General features: G+C 69.0%; 17 protein-coding genes. 6 read left to right on the plus strand and 11 right to left on the minus strand.

The genetic code is table 11. From position 1 onward, the window contains the following. The first annotated feature begins 74 nt into the window (after positions 1-74). From AB0F04_RS10605 to AB0F04_RS10615, 3 genes are read left to right on the plus strand one after another with little or no spacing between them, the layout of a single operon-like run. Positions 75-857 (plus strand): ATP-binding cassette domain-containing protein, encoded by a 783-nt coding sequence (locus AB0F04_RS10605; RefSeq protein WP_362039913.1) that lies wholly within the window; start codon positions 75-77, stop codon positions 855-857. A 10-nt stretch (positions 858-867) separates the two neighbouring features. After that, positions 868-1,611, plus strand: a complete 744-nt coding sequence (locus tag AB0F04_RS10610; RefSeq protein ID WP_362039916.1) for an ABC transporter permease — start codon at positions 868-870, stop codon at positions 1,609-1,611. Positions 1,612-1,630: 19 nt separating this feature from the next. Further along, a complete protein-coding gene (locus AB0F04_RS10615) occupies positions 1,631-2,203 on the plus strand; it encodes a cob(I)yrinic acid a,c-diamide adenosyltransferase (RefSeq protein WP_362039917.1) in 573 nt (190 codons plus the stop codon). A gap of 94 nt (positions 2,204-2,297) precedes the next feature. Here the strand turns inward: AB0F04_RS10615 and AB0F04_RS10620 are convergent, their stop codons facing one another. Further along, positions 2,298-2,876, minus strand: coding sequence for a hypothetical protein (locus AB0F04_RS10620; protein ID WP_362039918.1), 579 nt, complete (start codon positions 2,874-2,876; stop codon positions 2,298-2,300). A gap of 152 nt (positions 2,877-3,028) precedes the next feature. Here AB0F04_RS10620 and AB0F04_RS10625 point away from each other — a divergent pair, with 152 nt between their 5' ends. The 3 genes from AB0F04_RS10625 to AB0F04_RS10635 all read left to right on the plus strand — a co-directional run bounded on the left by AB0F04_RS10625 (position 3,029) and on the right by AB0F04_RS10635 (position 6,829). Continuing rightward, positions 3,029-4,222, plus strand: a complete 1,194-nt coding sequence (locus AB0F04_RS10625; RefSeq protein WP_362039920.1) for a histidine kinase — start codon at positions 3,029-3,031, stop codon at positions 4,220-4,222. Beyond that, complete coding sequence (locus AB0F04_RS10630) at positions 4,219-4,869, plus strand: response regulator transcription factor (protein ID WP_362039922.1); 651 nt, start codon at positions 4,219-4,221, stop codon at positions 4,867-4,869. Before AB0F04_RS10625 ends, AB0F04_RS10630 begins: the two co-directional genes overlap by 4 nt. A gap of 133 nt (positions 4,870-5,002) precedes the next feature. Further along, a complete protein-coding gene (locus AB0F04_RS10635) occupies positions 5,003-6,829 on the plus strand; it encodes a glycoside hydrolase family 18 chitinase (protein WP_362039924.1) in 1,827 nt (608 codons plus the stop codon). Positions 6,830-6,864: 35 nt separating this feature from the next. Here the strand turns inward: AB0F04_RS10635 and AB0F04_RS10640 are convergent, their stop codons facing one another. The 10 genes from AB0F04_RS10640 to AB0F04_RS10685 form a co-directional block, all read right to left on the minus strand. After that, positions 6,865-7,311, minus strand: a complete 447-nt coding sequence (locus tag AB0F04_RS10640) for a DUF2550 domain-containing protein (RefSeq protein ID WP_352098439.1) — start codon at positions 7,309-7,311, stop codon at positions 6,865-6,867. A 131-nt stretch (positions 7,312-7,442) separates the two neighbouring features. Then, positions 7,443-7,820 carry a F0F1 ATP synthase subunit epsilon gene (locus tag AB0F04_RS10645; RefSeq protein WP_053670581.1) on the minus strand — a complete coding sequence of 126 codons (378 nt, stop codon included), beginning with the start codon at positions 7,818-7,820 and terminating at the stop codon, positions 7,443-7,445. A gap of 117 nt (positions 7,821-7,937) precedes the next feature. Further along, a complete protein-coding gene (atpD, locus tag AB0F04_RS10650) occupies positions 7,938-9,374 on the minus strand; it encodes a F0F1 ATP synthase subunit beta (RefSeq protein WP_362039926.1) in 1,437 nt (478 codons plus the stop codon). Then, entirely contained in the window at positions 9,375-10,292 is a 918-nt protein-coding gene (locus tag AB0F04_RS10655) for a F0F1 ATP synthase subunit gamma (RefSeq protein WP_362039928.1), read from the minus strand. Positions 10,293-10,312: 20 nt separating this feature from the next. Next, a complete protein-coding gene (atpA, locus tag AB0F04_RS10660; protein ID WP_053670584.1) occupies positions 10,313-11,902 on the minus strand; it encodes a F0F1 ATP synthase subunit alpha in 1,590 nt (529 codons plus the stop codon). A 124-nt stretch (positions 11,903-12,026) separates the two neighbouring features. Continuing rightward, positions 12,027-12,842 carry a F0F1 ATP synthase subunit delta gene (locus tag AB0F04_RS10665; RefSeq protein WP_362039930.1) on the minus strand — a complete coding sequence of 272 codons (816 nt, stop codon included), beginning with the start codon at positions 12,840-12,842 and terminating at the stop codon, positions 12,027-12,029. Continuing rightward, the gene (locus tag AB0F04_RS10670; protein ID WP_362039932.1) at positions 12,839-13,387 is read right to left on the minus strand and encodes a F0F1 ATP synthase subunit B; all 549 of its coding nucleotides are present in this window, start codon (positions 13,385-13,387) and stop codon (positions 12,839-12,841) included. Before AB0F04_RS10670 ends, AB0F04_RS10665 begins: the two co-directional genes overlap by 4 nt. A 42-nt stretch (positions 13,388-13,429) precedes the next feature. Continuing rightward, the gene (gene atpE / locus AB0F04_RS10675; RefSeq protein WP_030049631.1) at positions 13,430-13,660 is read right to left on the minus strand and encodes an ATP synthase F0 subunit C; all 231 of its coding nucleotides are present in this window, start codon (positions 13,658-13,660) and stop codon (positions 13,430-13,432) included. Positions 13,661-13,735: 75 nt separating this feature from the next. Then, on the minus strand, positions 13,736-14,506 hold the full coding sequence (gene atpB / locus AB0F04_RS10680) for a F0F1 ATP synthase subunit A (protein WP_362040784.1): 771 nt from the start codon (positions 14,504-14,506) through the stop codon (positions 13,736-13,738). A 273-nt stretch (positions 14,507-14,779) separates the two neighbouring features. After that, positions 14,780-15,217, minus strand: a complete 438-nt coding sequence (locus tag AB0F04_RS10685) for a hypothetical protein (protein ID WP_362039934.1) — start codon at positions 15,215-15,217, stop codon at positions 14,780-14,782. Positions 15,218-15,299: the final 82 nt, after the last annotated feature.

Here is a 15,299-nt window from a genome sequence, read left to right on the forward strand (position 1 = left end):
AATCCTAGCTTCCCTGGGGGGTGTGAAAATTTGGTGTCATTGCAAACTTTGGGAGACTCTGTTTTTCTGTAGGCATGACCATCATCAGTACGGCCGGACTGGCCCGTACCTTCCTGACCAGGAACGGCCCCGTGGAGGCCGTGCGGTCCATCGACCTGACCGTCCGCGAGGGCGAGATCCTCGGGTTCCTCGGCCCGAACGGCGCCGGCAAGACGACGACCCTGCGCATGCTGACGACCCTGCTGCAGCCGACCGGCGGCGCCGCCACCGTCGCGGGCCACGACCTGGCCTCGGACCCGGCCGGGGTGCGGCGGGCCTGCGGTTATGTCGCCCAGTCCGGTGGGGTCGACCCGCAGATCAGCGTCCGCGAGGAGCTGGTCACCCAGGGACGCCTGTACCGGCTGACCAGGTCCCGGGCCGTCGAACGCGCCGGAGAACTGGCCCGCGACCTGGACCTCACTGAGCTGCTCGACCGCAAGTGCGGCACGCTGTCCGGCGGGCAGCGTCGGCGGCTGGACATCGCGATGGCGCTCACCCACCGCCCGAAGGTGCTGTTCCTGGACGAGCCGACGACCGGGCTCGACCCCGGCAGCCGCGCCGACCTGTGGGACCTGGTCCGCCGGCTGCGCGACGAGCACGGCACGACGGTCTTCCTGACCACGCACTACCTCGACGAGGCCGACGCCCTCTCCGACCGGCTGGTCGTCGTCGACCACGGCGTGGTCGTCGCCGAGGGAACCCCGAGCGCACTGAAGCTGCGGTACGGCGGCTCGCTCGACGCCTCGCTGCAGGACGCGTTCCTCGCCATCACCGGCCGCAGCGCCGCCCCGGCCGACGCCACGCCCGTGGCCGTATAGGAGGTCCCAGATGCTGCTCCAGGACACGGCCCTGATCTACGGCCGCTATCTGCGCCAGATCCTGCGCTCCCGTTTCGCACTGCTCTTCGGCGTCCTGACGCCGCTGCTGTACCTGCTGTTCTTCGGCCCGCTGCTCACGGACCTGCCGCTCGGCGGGGACGGCAGCTCCTGGCAGGTGCTCGTTCCCGGTCTGCTGCTCCAACTGGGCCTGCTCGGGGCGTCGTTCGCCGGCTTCACGGTCCTGATGGAGAAGGGCCAAGGGGTGATCGAGCGGATGCGGGTCACCCCCGTCAGCCGGCTGGCCCTGCTGCTCGGGCGGGTGCTGCGGGACGCCACGCTGTTCGTCTTCCAGGCCGCGTTGCTGGTGCTGGCGGCGGTGGTGATGGGCCTGCGCGCCCCGCTGGCCGGCGTCCTGATCGGCTTCGGGTTCGTCGCCCTGCTCACCCTGTCGCTGGCATCCCTGTCGTACGCGCTGGCCATGAAGATGACCAGCCCACAGAGCTTCGGTCCGGCGATCAACGCACTGACCCTGCCGTCCATGCTGCTGTCCGGGCTGATGCTCCCGATGTCCCTGGGCCCGGACTGGCTGGACGTCCTGTCCCACCTCATGCCGTTCCGCTATCTGGTGGACGCCGTGCGGGACGCCTACGTCGGCGACTACGCCACGGCGAACATGCTGTACGGCGTCCTGGTGTCCGTCGCCCTCACGGCGCTGTCCGTGACAGTGGGCACACGCGTGTTCCGAACCGCCTGACCGTAACTACGCTGGCCACATGGTCAATCTGACGCGCATCTACACCAGGACCGGCGACCAGGGCACCACCGCCCTCGGCGACATGAGCAGGGTCGCCAAGACCGACCTGCGGATTGCCGCGTACGCCGACGCCAACGAGGCCAACGCGGCGATCGGCACGGCCATCGCGCTGGGCGGGCTGGACGCGGAGATCGTCACGGTCCTCACCCGCGTTCAGAACGACCTGTTCGACGTGGGGGCGGACCTGTCGACCCCGGTGGTGGAGAACCCGGAGTTCCCGCCCCTGCGGGTGGAGCAGTTCTACATCGACAAGCTCGAAGCCGACTGCGACCGCTTCAACGAACGGCTGGACAAGCTCCGCTCGTTCATCCTCCCCGGCGGCACCCCCGGCGCGGCCCTGCTCCACCAGGCCTGCACGGTGGTCCGCCGGGCGGAGCGCTCGACCTGGTCCGCCCTGGAGGTCCACGCCCAGACGATGAACCCCCTGACGGCCACCTACCTCAACCGCCTCTCCGACCTCCTGTTCATCCTCGCCAGGACGGCGAACAAGGAGGTCGGAGACGTGCTGTGGGTGCCGGGCGGGGAGCGCTGAAAGCGCCCCGAAAGGGGCGCGGGGCTGATGCGATATGCGGCTCCGCCGCGTGGGCGCGGCCAGCCACCACCGGCCCGCGGCCGAGGTACCGGCCCTAACGCCGCGCCTTCTCCTTCTCCAGCGTCACCTCGGCCTCCCCGGCGGGAGCCTTCCGCGGCCAGATCAGATAGCTCAGCGCGATCAGGCCGTGGATCCCCGCCGCACGCCAGGCCACATAGCGCCAGCTTTCCAGCGAGGTGACGCGGCCCGGATCGTCGACGTACCAGATGGCCAGCTGGAGCAGCACGGTCGCGACGACGGCCGCCGTCAGCGTGCCCAGCCACACCGTCCCCTCGTGCCGCGCCCGGGCCATGCCGTAGCGCGGCGGGCCGGCCGGTTTCGGGGCGCCGCCCAGCCGGTGGGCCGCGTGGCCGTCGAGCCACTTCACCGTGCGGTGGCCGTGCCCCACGGTGTAGCCGATGTACAGGGCGGCCAGACCGTGCGTCCAGTTCGGCTCGGCGCCGTTCCTCAGGTCCAGCGCGGTGGCCACCAGCAGGACGACCTCCAGCAGCGGCTCGCACAGCAGCAGCGCCAGCCCCGTACGCGGCATGCGCAGCAGGTACCGGACGGACAGGCCGGCCGCCAGCAGCACCCAGAAGCCGATCTCGCAGGCGGCGATCAAGGCGACGATCACGGTTCGCTCCTCTCGGTCACCCTTCAAGGCTCCCGGCCGGCGCGGCCCGATTCGTCGTCGCGACTGACGAACCCGCGGTACATCGAAAGATGCAGCCGGGGACCCTCCGCGGGGCTCACGCGCGGCATGCGGCGGCCGTGTTGGATGGTGGCATGGCCGTACGACTCCCCCGCCCACGCCGTTTCGACGTGTACGTCGCCCTGGGCAGTCTGCTGGGCGGGCTGCTGCTGTGGGCACTCGGGCTGGCCACCCGCCCGGCCACCGAGGTGTACGTGCTGCTGCCGGGCCGCTGGCCGGTGCTGCTGCCGCTGTTCGTCATGGCCGGCTGCGAGCTGCTGCGGCGCACCGCACCGCGCACCGCCCTGCTGATCGGCACCGCCGCGATCGTCCTGGACGTCCTCACCCAGGGCAGCCTGGTCACGATCCTGATGTACACGGACCTGATGTACGCGGCCGTCCTGTACGGCCCGCCCGCGTCGGCCCACCGCATCCCGCGGATCACCGGGCTGCTCTCGGTGGCCGGGGCGGTGGTGCCGTTCGCCGTCTGGCGCGAGCCCGAGGCGCTGCTGATCGGCGTGGTCACCGGCCTCGTGTCCTTCGGCCCCGCCGCCACGGGCCTGATCGTCCGCAACCACCGTGACGCGGCCGAGGCGGCCCGGCTGCGCGCCGAACAGACCGCGTTGCTCGCCGAGATGGACCGCACCCAGGCGGTCACCGCCGAGCGGGCCCGGATGGCCCGCGAGCTGCACGACATGGTCGCCAACCACCTGTCGGCGATCGCGATCCACTCCACCGCCGCACTCTCCCTGGACGATCCGAAGACCTCGCAGGAGGCGCTGGGGGTCATCCGCGAGAACAGCGTGGAAGGACTCGCGGAGATGCGGCGGCTGATCGGAATCCTGCGGGACGACAGCGGCGACACCGAGCCCGGCGTCGCGCCCACCCTCGACGGACTGGGCGCCCTGGTCGACAGCGCCCGCACCAACGGCCTCGACGTCACCCTCGACGCCGAACGGAGCGAGGTGCCCGCACCCGTCGAACTCGCCGCCTACCGCATCGTGCAGGAGTCGCTGACCAACGCCCTCAAGCACGCCGCCCCGGGCCCGGTCGCCGTGTCCCTCGCCCGGCGGGACGGCTCTCTCGTCGTCAGCGTGACCAGCCCGTACGGGGACCGGGACGGCCCGCGCGCCCCCGGCTCCGGCGCGGGTCTGGTGGGCATGAGAGAACGCGTGGCCCTGCTCGACGGCACGTTCGAAGCCGCCCCCGAGGACTCGCCCGAGGGCAGGATCTGGCTGGTGCGCGCCACCCTCCCCGTCAGCCACAGCGCCGAAGGAGACATCGCATGAGCTCGCCCGTCCGGGTCCTCGTCGCCGAGGACCAGTCCGCCGTCCGTGCGGGTCTGGTCCTCATCCTGCGCAGCGCGCCCGACATCGAGGTGGTCGGCGAGGCGGCGGACGGTGAGCAGGCGGTGGCGCTGGCCCGTGAGCTGCGGCCGGACCTGGTGCTGATGGATGTGCAGATGCCGCGCCTGGACGGGGTGTCGGCGACCCGGCAGGTCGTGGCGGAACAGCTCGCGGACGTACTCGTGCTGACCACCTTCGACCTCGACGAATACGTCTTCGGGGCGCTGCGGGCGGGCGCCTGCGGGTTCCTGCTGAAGAACACCGAGGCGAAGCAACTGCTGGAGGCCGTGCGGACGGTGGCGCGCGGAGAGGGGCTGATCGCCCCGGCGGTGACGCGGCGGCTGATCGCGGCGTTCGCGGCGAAACCCGCGCGGGAGCCCGCGGCCGATCCGGCGGTGCTCGAACAGCTGACCCGGAGGGAGCGCGAGGTGCTGTCCTGCCTCGGCCAGGGCTTGTCCAACGCGGGCATCGCGGAGCGGCTCGACATGGCCGAGGCGACCGTGAAGACCCATGTCAGCAGGCTGCTCGGGAAGCTGGGGCTGCGGAGCCGGGTACAAGCGGCGGTGCTCGCCCAGGAGTTGGGGATCTGATCCGGCGGGGATCGGCACAGGTCGCGGCGGTCCAGACCTATTGACCGGTGGTCCAGACCTTTCTATTCTCACCGCACCACGAGTGGCGTGAGGCTCAGTCACGCCCCCCACAACTCCATCAAGGAGGCGCAGCATGCGCTTCAGACACAGAGCCGCGGCAGGGTTCGCGACCCTGTTGCTCCCGCTGGCCGGCCTCGTCGGCCTGGCGAGCCCGGCCCAGGCCGCGACGTCCGCCACCGCTTCCTACGCCAAGACCCAGGACTGGGGCTCCGGCTTCGAGGGCAAGTGGACGGTGAAGAACACCGGCACCACGACTCTCAGCTCCTGGACCGTCGAGTGGGACTTCCCCTCCGGCACGTCCGTCACCTCCTCCTGGGACGCCGACGTCACCTCCTCCGGCAGCCACTGGACCGCGAAGAACAAGTCCTGGAACGGCAGCCTCGCCCCCGGCGCCTCCGTCTCCTTCGGCTTCAACGGCAGCGGCACCGGCTCCCCCGCCAACTGCAAGCTCAACGGCGGCAGCTGTGACGGCGGCACGAGCGAACCCGGCGACAGCGCGCCCAGCGCCCCCGGCACCCCCACCGCCTCGGGCGTCACCGACACCTCGGTGAAGTTGTCCTGGTCCGCCGCCACCGACGACAAGGGTGTCAAGAACTACGACGTGCTGCGCGACGGCACGAAGGTCGCCACGGTCACGACCACCTCGTACACGGACAGCGGCCTGACCAAGGGCACCGACTACTCCTACTCCGTCCAGGCCCGTGACACCGCCGACCAGACCGGCCCGGTCAGCGGCGCCGTACGGGTCCGCACCACCGGCGGCACCACCGAGCCGCCGCCCACCGGCGACAAGGTCAAGCTCGGCTACTTCACCGAGTGGGGCGTCTACGGCCGCAACTACCACGTCAAGAACCTGGTGACGTCGGGGACGGCCTCGAAGATCACGCACATCAACTACGCCTTCGGCAACGTCAAGAACGGCCAGTGCACCGTCGACGACACCTACGCCGCCTACGACAAGGCCTACACCGCCGACCAGTCCGTCAGCGGCACCGCCGACACCTGGGACCAGCCGCTGCGGGGCAACTTCAACCAGCTGCGCCAGCTGAAGGCCAAGTACCCGCACATCAAGGTGCTGTACTCCTTCGGCGGCTGGACCTACTCCGGCGGCTTCGGCCAGGCGGCGCAGAACGCGGCCGCGTTCGCCAAGTCCTGCAAGGCCGTCGTGGAGGACCCGCGCTGGGCCGACGTCTTCGACGGCATCGACATCGACTGGGAGTACCCGAACGCCTGCGGCCTGAGCTGCGACACCTCGGGGCCCGCCGCCTTCAGGAACCTGATGTCGGCACTGCGTACCGAGTTCGGCCCGAACTACCTGGTCACCGCGGCCATCACCGCCGACGGCTCCTCCGGGGGCAAGATCGACGCGGCCGACTACGGCGGCGCCGCCCAGTACCTCGACTGGTACAACGTGATGACGTACGACTACTTCGGCGCCTTCGACAAGGACGGCCCGACCGCCCCGCACTCCCCGCTCACCTCGTACCCGGGGATCCCGCAGGCGGGCTTCAACTCGGCCGACGCGATCACCAAGCTCAAGGCGAAGGGCGTCCCCGCGAAGAAGCTGCTCCTCGGCATCGGCTTCTACGGCCGCGGCTGGACCGGCGTCACCCAGTCCGCCCCGGGCGGCTCGGCGACCGGCGCGGCTCCGGGCACGTACGAGGCGGGCATCGAGGACTACAAGGTCCTGAAGAACTCCTGCCCCGTCACCGGCACCATCGCCGGCACGGCGTACGCGCACTGCGGCAGCAACTGGTGGTCGTACGACACCCCGTCGACCATTGCCGGCAAGATGAGCTGGGCCAAGAACCAGGGCCTGGGCGGCGCGTTCTTCTGGGAGTTCAGCGGCGACACCGCCAACGGAGAGCTGGCGACGGCCATCGACAGCGGCCTGAAGTAGGCCGGATCAAAGAGGAGTTCGAAGGGTCGTAGACCCTAGGCGACATTGACGCGCTGACCCGGTGGGGCTGCCTCCAGCCACGCGAGGAAACCGGTCAGCGCGTCTTCGCTCATCGCGAGTTCGAGACGCGTGCCCCGGTGCAGGCAGGCCAGGATCACGTGGTCGGAGAGCAGCGCCAGCTCCTCCTCGCCCTCCGGGACCCGGCGGCCGGCCACCTCGATCGCGGACCGCTCCAGAGTGCGGCGCGGACGCGGCGAGTACGAGAAGACGCGGTACCACTCGACGCGGTCACCGTTGTACCGGGCCACCCCGTACGCCCAGCCCTTGCCGCCCGTGTCGCCCTCGGCCGGGGCGTCCCAGCGCATGCTGGCGTCGAAGGTGCCGCCCGAGCGCTGGATCAGCCGACGGCGCAGACCGAAGACGAACAGGCCCACCACCACGAGGGCCACCACGATTCCGCACACAGTCAGAGCGAGGACCATCGACACCGACCTCCTCGTCTCCTAGGTAACGGAACGTAAAAATCACCCACATCCGCCTCAGCCGCGGCCGGGCCCGGATCTCTCCGGTACCCAGCCGCGGCTGAGTGACGTCATCACACGGCGGACTTCGGTCAGCGCGCCGCCGTCGCAGCCCGCAGACGGACGTCCGCGCGGCGCTGGGCCTCCGCGTCGTCCTCCGCCTTCGCGCGCTCGAGCTCCTGCTCCGCGCGCTGGACATCGATCTCGTCCGACAGCTCGGCGACTTCCGCGAGCAGCGAGAGCTTGTCGTCCGCGAACGAGATGAATCCGCCGTGGACCGCGGCGACGACCGTCCCGCCGTCGCTCGTGCGGATGGTCACCGGGCCCGACTCCAGCACACCGAGCAGCGGCTGGTGACCGGGCATGACGCCGATGTCGCCGGACGTGGTGCGCGCGACGACCAGGGTGGCCTGGCCGGACCAGACCTCACGGTCGGCCGCGACCAGCGCGACGTGCAGCTCAGCAGCCAAGGGTGGCTCCTCGGGTCACCACCCGGCGGGAGTGCCGGGTGTTGGTTACAAGTCTAGTAGGCGTGAATGAGGGGGCGGGACGAACCCCGCCCCCTCATGACTCGAGCGCTGCCCGGGTCAGGAGACGCCGAGCTCCTTCGCGTTCTTCTTCAGGTCCTCGAGACCACCGCACATGAAGAACGCCTGCTCCGGGAAGTGGTCGTACTCGCCGTCGCAGATCGCGTTGAACGCGGCGATCGACTCGTCCAGCGGCACGTCCGAACCGTCCACGCCGGTGAACTGCTTGGCGGCGTGGGTGTTCTGGGACAGGAAGCGCTCCACGCGACGGGCACGGTGGACGACGAGCTTGTCCTCCTCGCCGAGCTCGTCGATACCGAGGATCGCGATGATGTCCTGCAGGTCCTTGTACTTCTGCAGGATGTTCTTCACGCGCATCGCGGCGTTGTAGTGCTCCGCCGAGATGTACCGCGGGTCGAGGATGCGGGACGTCGAGTCCAGCGGGTCCACGGCCGGGTAGATGCCCTTCTCGGAGATCGGACGGGACAGAACCGTCGTCGCGTCGAGGTGGGCGAAGGTGGTGGCCGGGGCCGGGTCGGTCAGGTCGTCCGCGGGGACGTAGATCGCCTGCATCGAGGTGATCGAGTGACCACGGGTCGAGGTGATGCGCTCCTGGAGGGTGCCCATCTCGTCGGCCAGGTTCGGCTGGTAGCCCACCGCGGAGGGCATACGGCCGAGCAGGGTCGACACCTCGGAACCGGCCTGGGTGAAGCGGAAGATGTTGTCGATGAAGAACAGCACGTCCTGCTTCTGGACGTCACGGAAGTACTCCGCCATCGTCAGGCCGGCCAGGGCCACGCGCAGACGGGTGCCCGGGGGCTCGTCCATCTGGCCGAAGACCAGGGCGGTCTTGTCCAGAACGCCGGACTCTTCCATCTCCGCGATGAGGTCGTTGCCCTCACGGGTGCGCTCGCCGACGCCCGCGAAGACGGAGACGCCCTCGTGGAGGTTGGCGACACGCATGATCATTTCCTGGATCAGCACGGTCTTGCCGACACCGGCACCACCGAACAGACCGATCTTGCCGCCCTTGACGTACGGGGTGAGGAGGTCGACGACCTTCAGGCCCGTCTCGAACATCTCGGTCTTCGACTCGAGCTGGTCGAACGCGGGGGCCTTGCGGTGGATGGACCAGCGCTCGCCCGTGTGGACCTCGTCCGTGTTCAGCACCTCACCGAGGGTGTTGAACACCTTGCCCTTGGTGAAGTCGCCGACCGGGACGGTGATGCCCGCGCCCGTGTCGGTCACCGGGGCCTGGCGGACCAGGCCGTCGGTGGGCTGCATGGAGATGGCGCGGACCAGGCCGTCACCCAGGTGCTGGGCGACCTCAAGGGTCAGCGTCTTCTTCTCGCCCGCCAGCGCCGGGTCGGCGACCTCGACGTGAAGGGCGTTGTAGATCTCCGGCATCGCGTCGACGGGGAACTCCACGTCGACGACCGGGCCGATGACCCGCGCGACGCGGCCCGTCGCCGTGGCCGTCTCAACAGTGGTGGTCATTTATCGGTCACTCCCCGCGGTCGCGTCGGCCAGGGCGCTCGCGCCACCGACGATCTCGCTGATTTCCTGGGTGATTTCGGCCTGGCGGGCCTGGTTGGCAAGCCGGGTGAGCGTCTCGATGAGCTCTCCGGCGTTGTCGGTGGCCGACTTCATCGCGCGCCGCGTGGCGGCGTGCTTGGAGGCGGCCGACTGGAGCAGCGCGTTGTAGATGCGGCTTTCGACGTAGCGCGGCAGGAGGGCGTCGAGGACGTCCTCCGCCGAGGGCTCGAAGTCGAACAGCGGGAGGATCTCGCCCTTGGGCGCCGCCTCCGCCGCGACCTCGTCGAGGCTGAGCGGCAGCAGCCGGGCCTCGATCGCCGTCTGCGTCATCATCGACACGAACTCGGTGTAGACGATGTGGAGCTCGTCCACACCACCCTCGGCCGTCTCCGTCTCGATGGCCTCGATCAGCGGGGCCGCGACCTTCTTGGCGTCCGCGTACGACGGGTCGTCGGTGAAGCCCGTGAACGACTCCGCGATCTTGCGCTCGCGGAAGTTGTAGTGGGCGACACCACGGCGGCCGACGATGAAGTTGACGACCTCCTTGCCCTCGGCCTCAAGCTTCGCCGTGAGCTTCTCCGCGGCCTTGATGGCGTTGGAGTTGAAGGCGCCGGCCAGACCGCGGTCGCTCGTCATGAGCAGGACCGCGGCGCGGGTCGGGTTCTCGGCCTCCGTCGTCAGCGGGTGCTTGGTGTTGGATCCGGTCGCCACCGCCGTGACCGCGCGGGTGAGCTCGGTCGCGTACGGGGTGGAGGCCGCCACCTTGCGCTGCGCCTTGACGACGCGCGAGGCGGCGATCATCTCCATCGCCTTGGTGATCTTCTTGGTCGCGGAGACGGATCGGATGCGACGCTTGTAGACCCGGAGCTGGGCTCCCATGAGTCAGGTCCCTTCCGTCGTCACTTACCGGCAGCCGGGGTGTCCTCGCCGAGCAGCTTGCCGTCGGAGGTCTCGAACTGCTTCTTGAACTCCGCGATGGCCTCGGCGACGGCCTGCAGGGTGTCGTCGGACATCTTGCCGCCCTCGCGGATGGAGGTCATCAGACCCTGCTCCTTGCGGTGCAGGTAGTCCAGCAGCTCCTTCTCGAAGCGGCGGATGTCGGCGACGGGCACGTCGTCCATCTTGCCGGTGGTGCCGGCCCAGACGGAGACGACCTGGTCCTCGGTGGCCATCGGCTGGTACTGGGGCTGCTTCAGCAGCTCGACCATGCGCTGACCGCGCTCCAGCTGCGCCTTGGACGCGGCGTCCAGGTCCGAACCGAAGGCGGCGAACGCCTCCAGCTCACGGAACTGGGCGAGGTCCACGCGCAGACGGCCGGAGACCTGCTTCATCGCCTTGTGCTGCGCGGAACCACCGACTCGGGAGACGGAGATACCGACGTTCAGCGCGGGGCGCTGACCGGCGTTGAACAGGTCCGACTCCAGGAAGCACTGGCCGTCGGTGATGGAGATGACGTTGGTCGGGATGAACGCCGAGACGTCGTTGGCCTTGGTCTCGACGATCGGCAGACCGGTCATCGAGCCGGCACCCATCTCGTCGGAGAGCTTCGCGCAGCGCTCCAGCAGGCGGGAGTGCAGGTAGAAGACGTCACCCGGGTAGGCCTCACGGCCCGGCGGGCGGCGCAGCAGCAGCGACACGGCACGGTAGGCGTCGGCCTGCTTCGACAGGTCGTCGAAGATGATCAGGACGTGCTTGCCCTCGTACATCCACTGCTGACCGATGGCCGAACCGGTGTACGGCGCCAGGTACTTGAAGCCGGCCGGGTCGGACGCCGGGGCGGCGACGATGGTCGTGTACTCCAGCGCGCCGGCCTCTTCCAGAGCGCCGCGCACACCGGCGATCGTGGAGCCCTTCTGGCCGATGGCGACGTAGATGCAGCGAACCTGCTTGTTCGGGTCGCCCGAGCGCCAGTTGTCGCGCTGGTTGATGATCGTGTCGACGGCCAGGGCGGTCTTGCCGGTCTGGCGGTCACCGATGATCAGCTGACGCTGACCACGGCCGACGGGGGTCATCGCGTCGACGGCCTTGTAGCCCGTCTCCATCGGCTCGTGCACCGACTTGCGCTGCATGACCGTGGGGGCCTGCAGCTCCAGGGCGCGGCGGCCCTCGGACTCGATCTCGCCGAGGCCGTCGATCGGGTTGCCGAGGGGGTCGACCACGCGGCCGAGGTAGCCCTCGCCCACCGCGACGGAGAGAACCTCACCGGTACGCGAAACCGGCTGACCCTCCTCGATGCCGCTGAACTCACCGAGGACGATGGCACCGATCTCGCGCTCCTCGAGGTTGAGGGCGAGGCCGAGGGTGCCGTCCTCGAACTTCAGCAGCTCGTTGGCCATGGTCGAGGGCAGACCCTCGACCTTCGCGATGCCGTCGCCGGCAAAGGTGACCGTACCGACCTCCTCGCGCGAGGCCGCGTCCGGCTTGTACGCCTGGACGAAGTTCTCCAGCGCGTCCCGGATCTCCTCCGGCCGGATCGTGAGCTCCGCCATCTGGGTTCCCTGCTCTCCTTGTTGGGCCCGAAGTTTCTTAGGGGGTCTGGGGGCGACCCCCAGGATTCTTCTGCACGGCCCAACCAGGGCCGTCGTAAGTACGTTGTGCCTATTGAGTTGCTGCTCAGCCGGCGAGCCGGCGGCTGGCGTCCTCGATGCGGTCCGCGAGGGATCCGTTGATGACCTCGTCGCCGACCTGCACCCGGATTCCGCCGAGGACCTCGGGGTCCACGTCCAGGTTGAGGTGCATCCGGCGGCCGTAGAGCTTCGCGAGGGCATCGCCCAGGCGCTGCTTCTGCGGGTCGCTCAGCGGCACCGCCGAGGTGACGATCGCCACCATGCGGTCCCGGCGGTCGGCGGCCAGCTTGGACAGGGACTCCAGTCCCGCCTCCAGGCTACGTCCCCGCGGCGCGGTCACAAGGCGCGTGACCAGACGCTCGGTGGCCGACTGGGCCCGGCCGCCGAGGAGGCTGCGCAGCAGCTCGCCCTTGGCGGAGGCGGTGGCCTTGCGGTCGGTCAGCGCGGCACGCAGCTCGGTGCTGCCCGAGACGATCCGGCCGAACCGGAACAGCTCGTCCTCGACGTCGTCGAGCTTGCCGGCCTGCTGCGCGGCGGTGAGGTCGGCGGTGTTGGCCAGCTCCTCCAGCGCGTCCACCAGGTCGCGGGACTGCGACCAGCGGGAGCGCACCATGCCGGCCACCAGGTCGGCGGCGGGGCCGCTGACCTGGGTGCCGAGCAGGCGCTGGGCCAGCTCGGCCTTCGCCTCCGCGGCCTGCGCCGGGTCGGTGAGGACCCGACGCAGCGACACCTCGCGGTCGAGCAGCGCGGTGACGGCGGCCAGCTCGTCGGCGAGCGAAGCCGCGTTCACGGACGTGGAGTCCGTCAGCGCGTCGAGACGCTCACGTGCGGCTGCCAGGGCCTCGCGGCTCGCTCCGTTCATCGCCCGGCCTCGGCCTTCTCCTCGAGCTCGTCGAGGAACCGGTCGATCACACGGCTCTGGCGGGCGTGGTCCTCGAGGGACTCCCCGACGAGCTTGCCGGCCAGGTCGGTGGCGAGCTTGCCGACGTCCTGGCGCAGCGCGGAAGCGGCGGCCTTGCGGTCGGCCTCGATCTGGGAGTGGCCGGCGGCGACGATCTCCTCGCGCTGACGCTGGCCCTCGGCCCGCATCTCGGCGATGAGCGCGGCACCCTGCTCCTGCGCCTCCTGGCGCAGGCGCGCGGCCTCGTGCCGGGCCTCGGCGAGCTGTGCCTTGTACTGCTCAAGGACGCTCTGGGCCTCGACCTTCATGGTCTCGGCCTCTTCGATACCGCCTTCGATCGCCGCGCGGCGCTCCTCCAGAACCTTGTTGATGTTCGGAAGCAGCTTCTTCCAGAAGAAGAAGAACACGATGGCGAAGGCGATGGTGCCGACGAGCAGCTCGGGGCCCGGAGGAATAAGCGGGTTCTGCTTCTCCTCGGCCGCCAGCTGCACCAGGTTGGCGATCACATCAGTGCCTTCCGTTAAAAGGTTTCGATCGTCCGGTCGTCTTTAGTAGACGAACGGCATGACGATGCCGATGAGGGCGAGCGCCTCACAGAACGCGAAACCGAGGATCTGGTTGGCACGGATCAGACCGGCCGCCTCGGGCTGGCGGGCCAGGGCCTGGGTGCCGTTACCGAAGATGATGCCGACGCCGACGCCGGGGCCGATGGCGGCAAGGCCGTAGCCGATGGAGCCGAGGTTGCCTTCGACGGCGGCGAGGGTCTCAAGGGCAGCCATGCTGAATCTTCCTTCTCTTTCAGGACCGATGGGGGTTGGCCACCGGACGTTCTGGGGGCTGAGAGTGTTCGGGGCTCAGTGATGCTCGGCGAGAGCGCCCTGGACGTAGGTGCAGGCGAGGAGTACGAAGACGTACGCCTGGACGGCCTGCACGAAAAGTTCGAAGACGATCATGACCGTGGCCATGACGAAGGAGACACCGGCCGCCGGGATCATCCAGCTGTTCAGCAGGTACCAGGACGCGACGGTGAACATGACCAGCATCAGGTGGCCGGCGAACATGTTCGCGAACAGTCGCACCGCATGTGTGAAGGGCCGGACGAGCAGGTTCGAGAAGAACTCGATGACCATGACGAGCGGCAGTACCGGGCCGAGCGACTTGTCGTAGCCGGTGACGTTCTTGAAGAACCCGACGAAACCGTGTCGCTTGAAGGTCAGGCCGACCCACGTCACGTACACCACCGCGGCCAGAACAGCCGGGTACGCGATGATCGACGACACAGGGAACTGCGCGAGCGGGATCACGGACCAGATGTTCATGATCCAGATGAAGAAGAACAGCGAGACCATCAGGGGGACGTACTTCTCGCCCTCCTTCTTGCCGAGGGTCTCGTAGACGATGCCGCGGCGGACGAAGTCGTAACCGGCCTCACCGACCATCTGCAGCTTGCCCGGCACCACCTTGGCCTTGCCGAAGGCCGCCCAGAAGAAACCGATGACAAGGATGGTGGTGATGATGGCGAGCAGCATCACCTTGTTGAACTCGTACCCCCCGACCGTGCCAATCGGCTTGAAGAGGAACGAGTGCAGGCCCGGAGCCGGAAAACCACACCCGTTGTCGGACATGATCCGACAGCTCCAGTCAAAGGCGAGCTGGGTCTGGTCAGCACTCACCGCGGGCTCCTTCGGCGTGACGCATGGGTACGGCAACCTCGTTGTGTCGGCGCGGCACAGGGCCGCAGTTCGGCACGGGACTGGTGTTACGGATGTGGGGGCGGCTGGGGGGCATCTCGCCTCGCGATGGAGCAGGCGTCAGCTCGGATGCCCGCGCCCTCGATGCCGCAGTTGGCACCGGACGATAGCAGGAGAACTCATGCCTGCTTATCCCGGCCCTACCCCTCACGACGAGTGCCCCGACTTTTCGGGCTTCGCGCCCGTCGTCGAATCGGGCTCGACGTAAAGGATCTTGGCTTTCATGTGCGCTCGCGCCTGCGCGGCGATCCAGGCAAGTGTGCCGACGACCAGCGTGATGGCGAACGCCTTCGGGTTGAACAGCGTCGTGTTCTTGAACGCCGCGACGAAGATGAACAGCAGAAGAATCTGCGCCGCGTAGAGCATCAGACCCATCGCCTGGAAGAGGTGCGGAAGCGATTTGGCAGTCCGCTGCAGCACGTAGAGGCCGATGCCCATGAAGAGGACCACGACGAGCGTCGCGACAACCGCGGCGATCGCACCCTTGCCACCCGCCACCACACCACTGACGACGGCGGCAACGGCACCGACGGCGGCCGTGGGAACGGCGGCTTGGGCCAGGATCCGGGCGTCATTGGACGGCATGGCGGCAACTCCGCTTTCGCAGGGGGCAGGGGTGTCGTCATGGACGAGCGTAGTCCCGGGCTGAGTGGAGACCTCACACCAA

It is taken from the genome of Streptomyces sp. NPDC029041 (assembly GCF_040637515.1).
GTDB lineage: Bacteria > Actinomycetota > Actinomycetes > Streptomycetales > Streptomycetaceae > Streptomyces.

Coding starts and splice junctions, on each gene's coding strand:
- AB0F04_RS10605 (WP_362039913.1), top strand. CDS start 75: ATGACCATCATCAGTACGGCCGGACTGGCCCGTACCTTCCTGACCAGG.
- AB0F04_RS10610 (WP_362039916.1), top strand. CDS start 868: ATGCTGCTCCAGGACACGGCCCTGATCTACGGCCGCTATCTGCGCCAG.
- AB0F04_RS10615 (WP_362039917.1), top strand. CDS start 1,631: ATGGTCAATCTGACGCGCATCTACACCAGGACCGGCGACCAGGGCACC.
- AB0F04_RS10625 (WP_362039920.1), top strand. CDS start 3,029: ATGGCCGTACGACTCCCCCGCCCACGCCGTTTCGACGTGTACGTCGCC.
- AB0F04_RS10630 (WP_362039922.1), top strand. CDS start 4,219: ATGAGCTCGCCCGTCCGGGTCCTCGTCGCCGAGGACCAGTCCGCCGTC.
- AB0F04_RS10635 (WP_362039924.1), top strand. CDS start 5,003: ATGCGCTTCAGACACAGAGCCGCGGCAGGGTTCGCGACCCTGTTGCTC.
- AB0F04_RS10640 (WP_352098439.1), bottom strand. CDS start 7,311: ATGGTCCTCGCTCTGACTGTGTGCGGAATCGTGGTGGCCCTCGTGGTG.
- atpD (WP_362039926.1), bottom strand. CDS start 9,374: ATGACCACCACTGTTGAGACGGCCACGGCGACGGGCCGCGTCGCGCGG.
- AB0F04_RS10655 (WP_362039928.1), bottom strand. CDS start 10,292: ATGGGAGCCCAGCTCCGGGTCTACAAGCGTCGCATCCGATCCGTCTCC.
- atpA (WP_053670584.1), bottom strand. CDS start 11,902: ATGGCGGAGCTCACGATCCGGCCGGAGGAGATCCGGGACGCGCTGGAG.
- AB0F04_RS10665 (WP_362039930.1), bottom strand. CDS start 12,842: ATGAACGGAGCGAGCCGCGAGGCCCTGGCAGCCGCACGTGAGCGTCTC.
- atpE (WP_030049631.1), bottom strand. CDS start 13,660: ATGGCTGCCCTTGAGACCCTCGCCGCCGTCGAAGGCAACCTCGGCTCC.
- atpB (WP_362040784.1), bottom strand. CDS start 14,506: ATGTCCGACAACGGGTGTGGTTTTCCGGCTCCGGGCCTGCACTCGTTC.
- AB0F04_RS10685 (WP_362039934.1), bottom strand. CDS start 15,217: ATGCCGTCCAATGACGCCCGGATCCTGGCCCAAGCCGCCGTTCCCACG.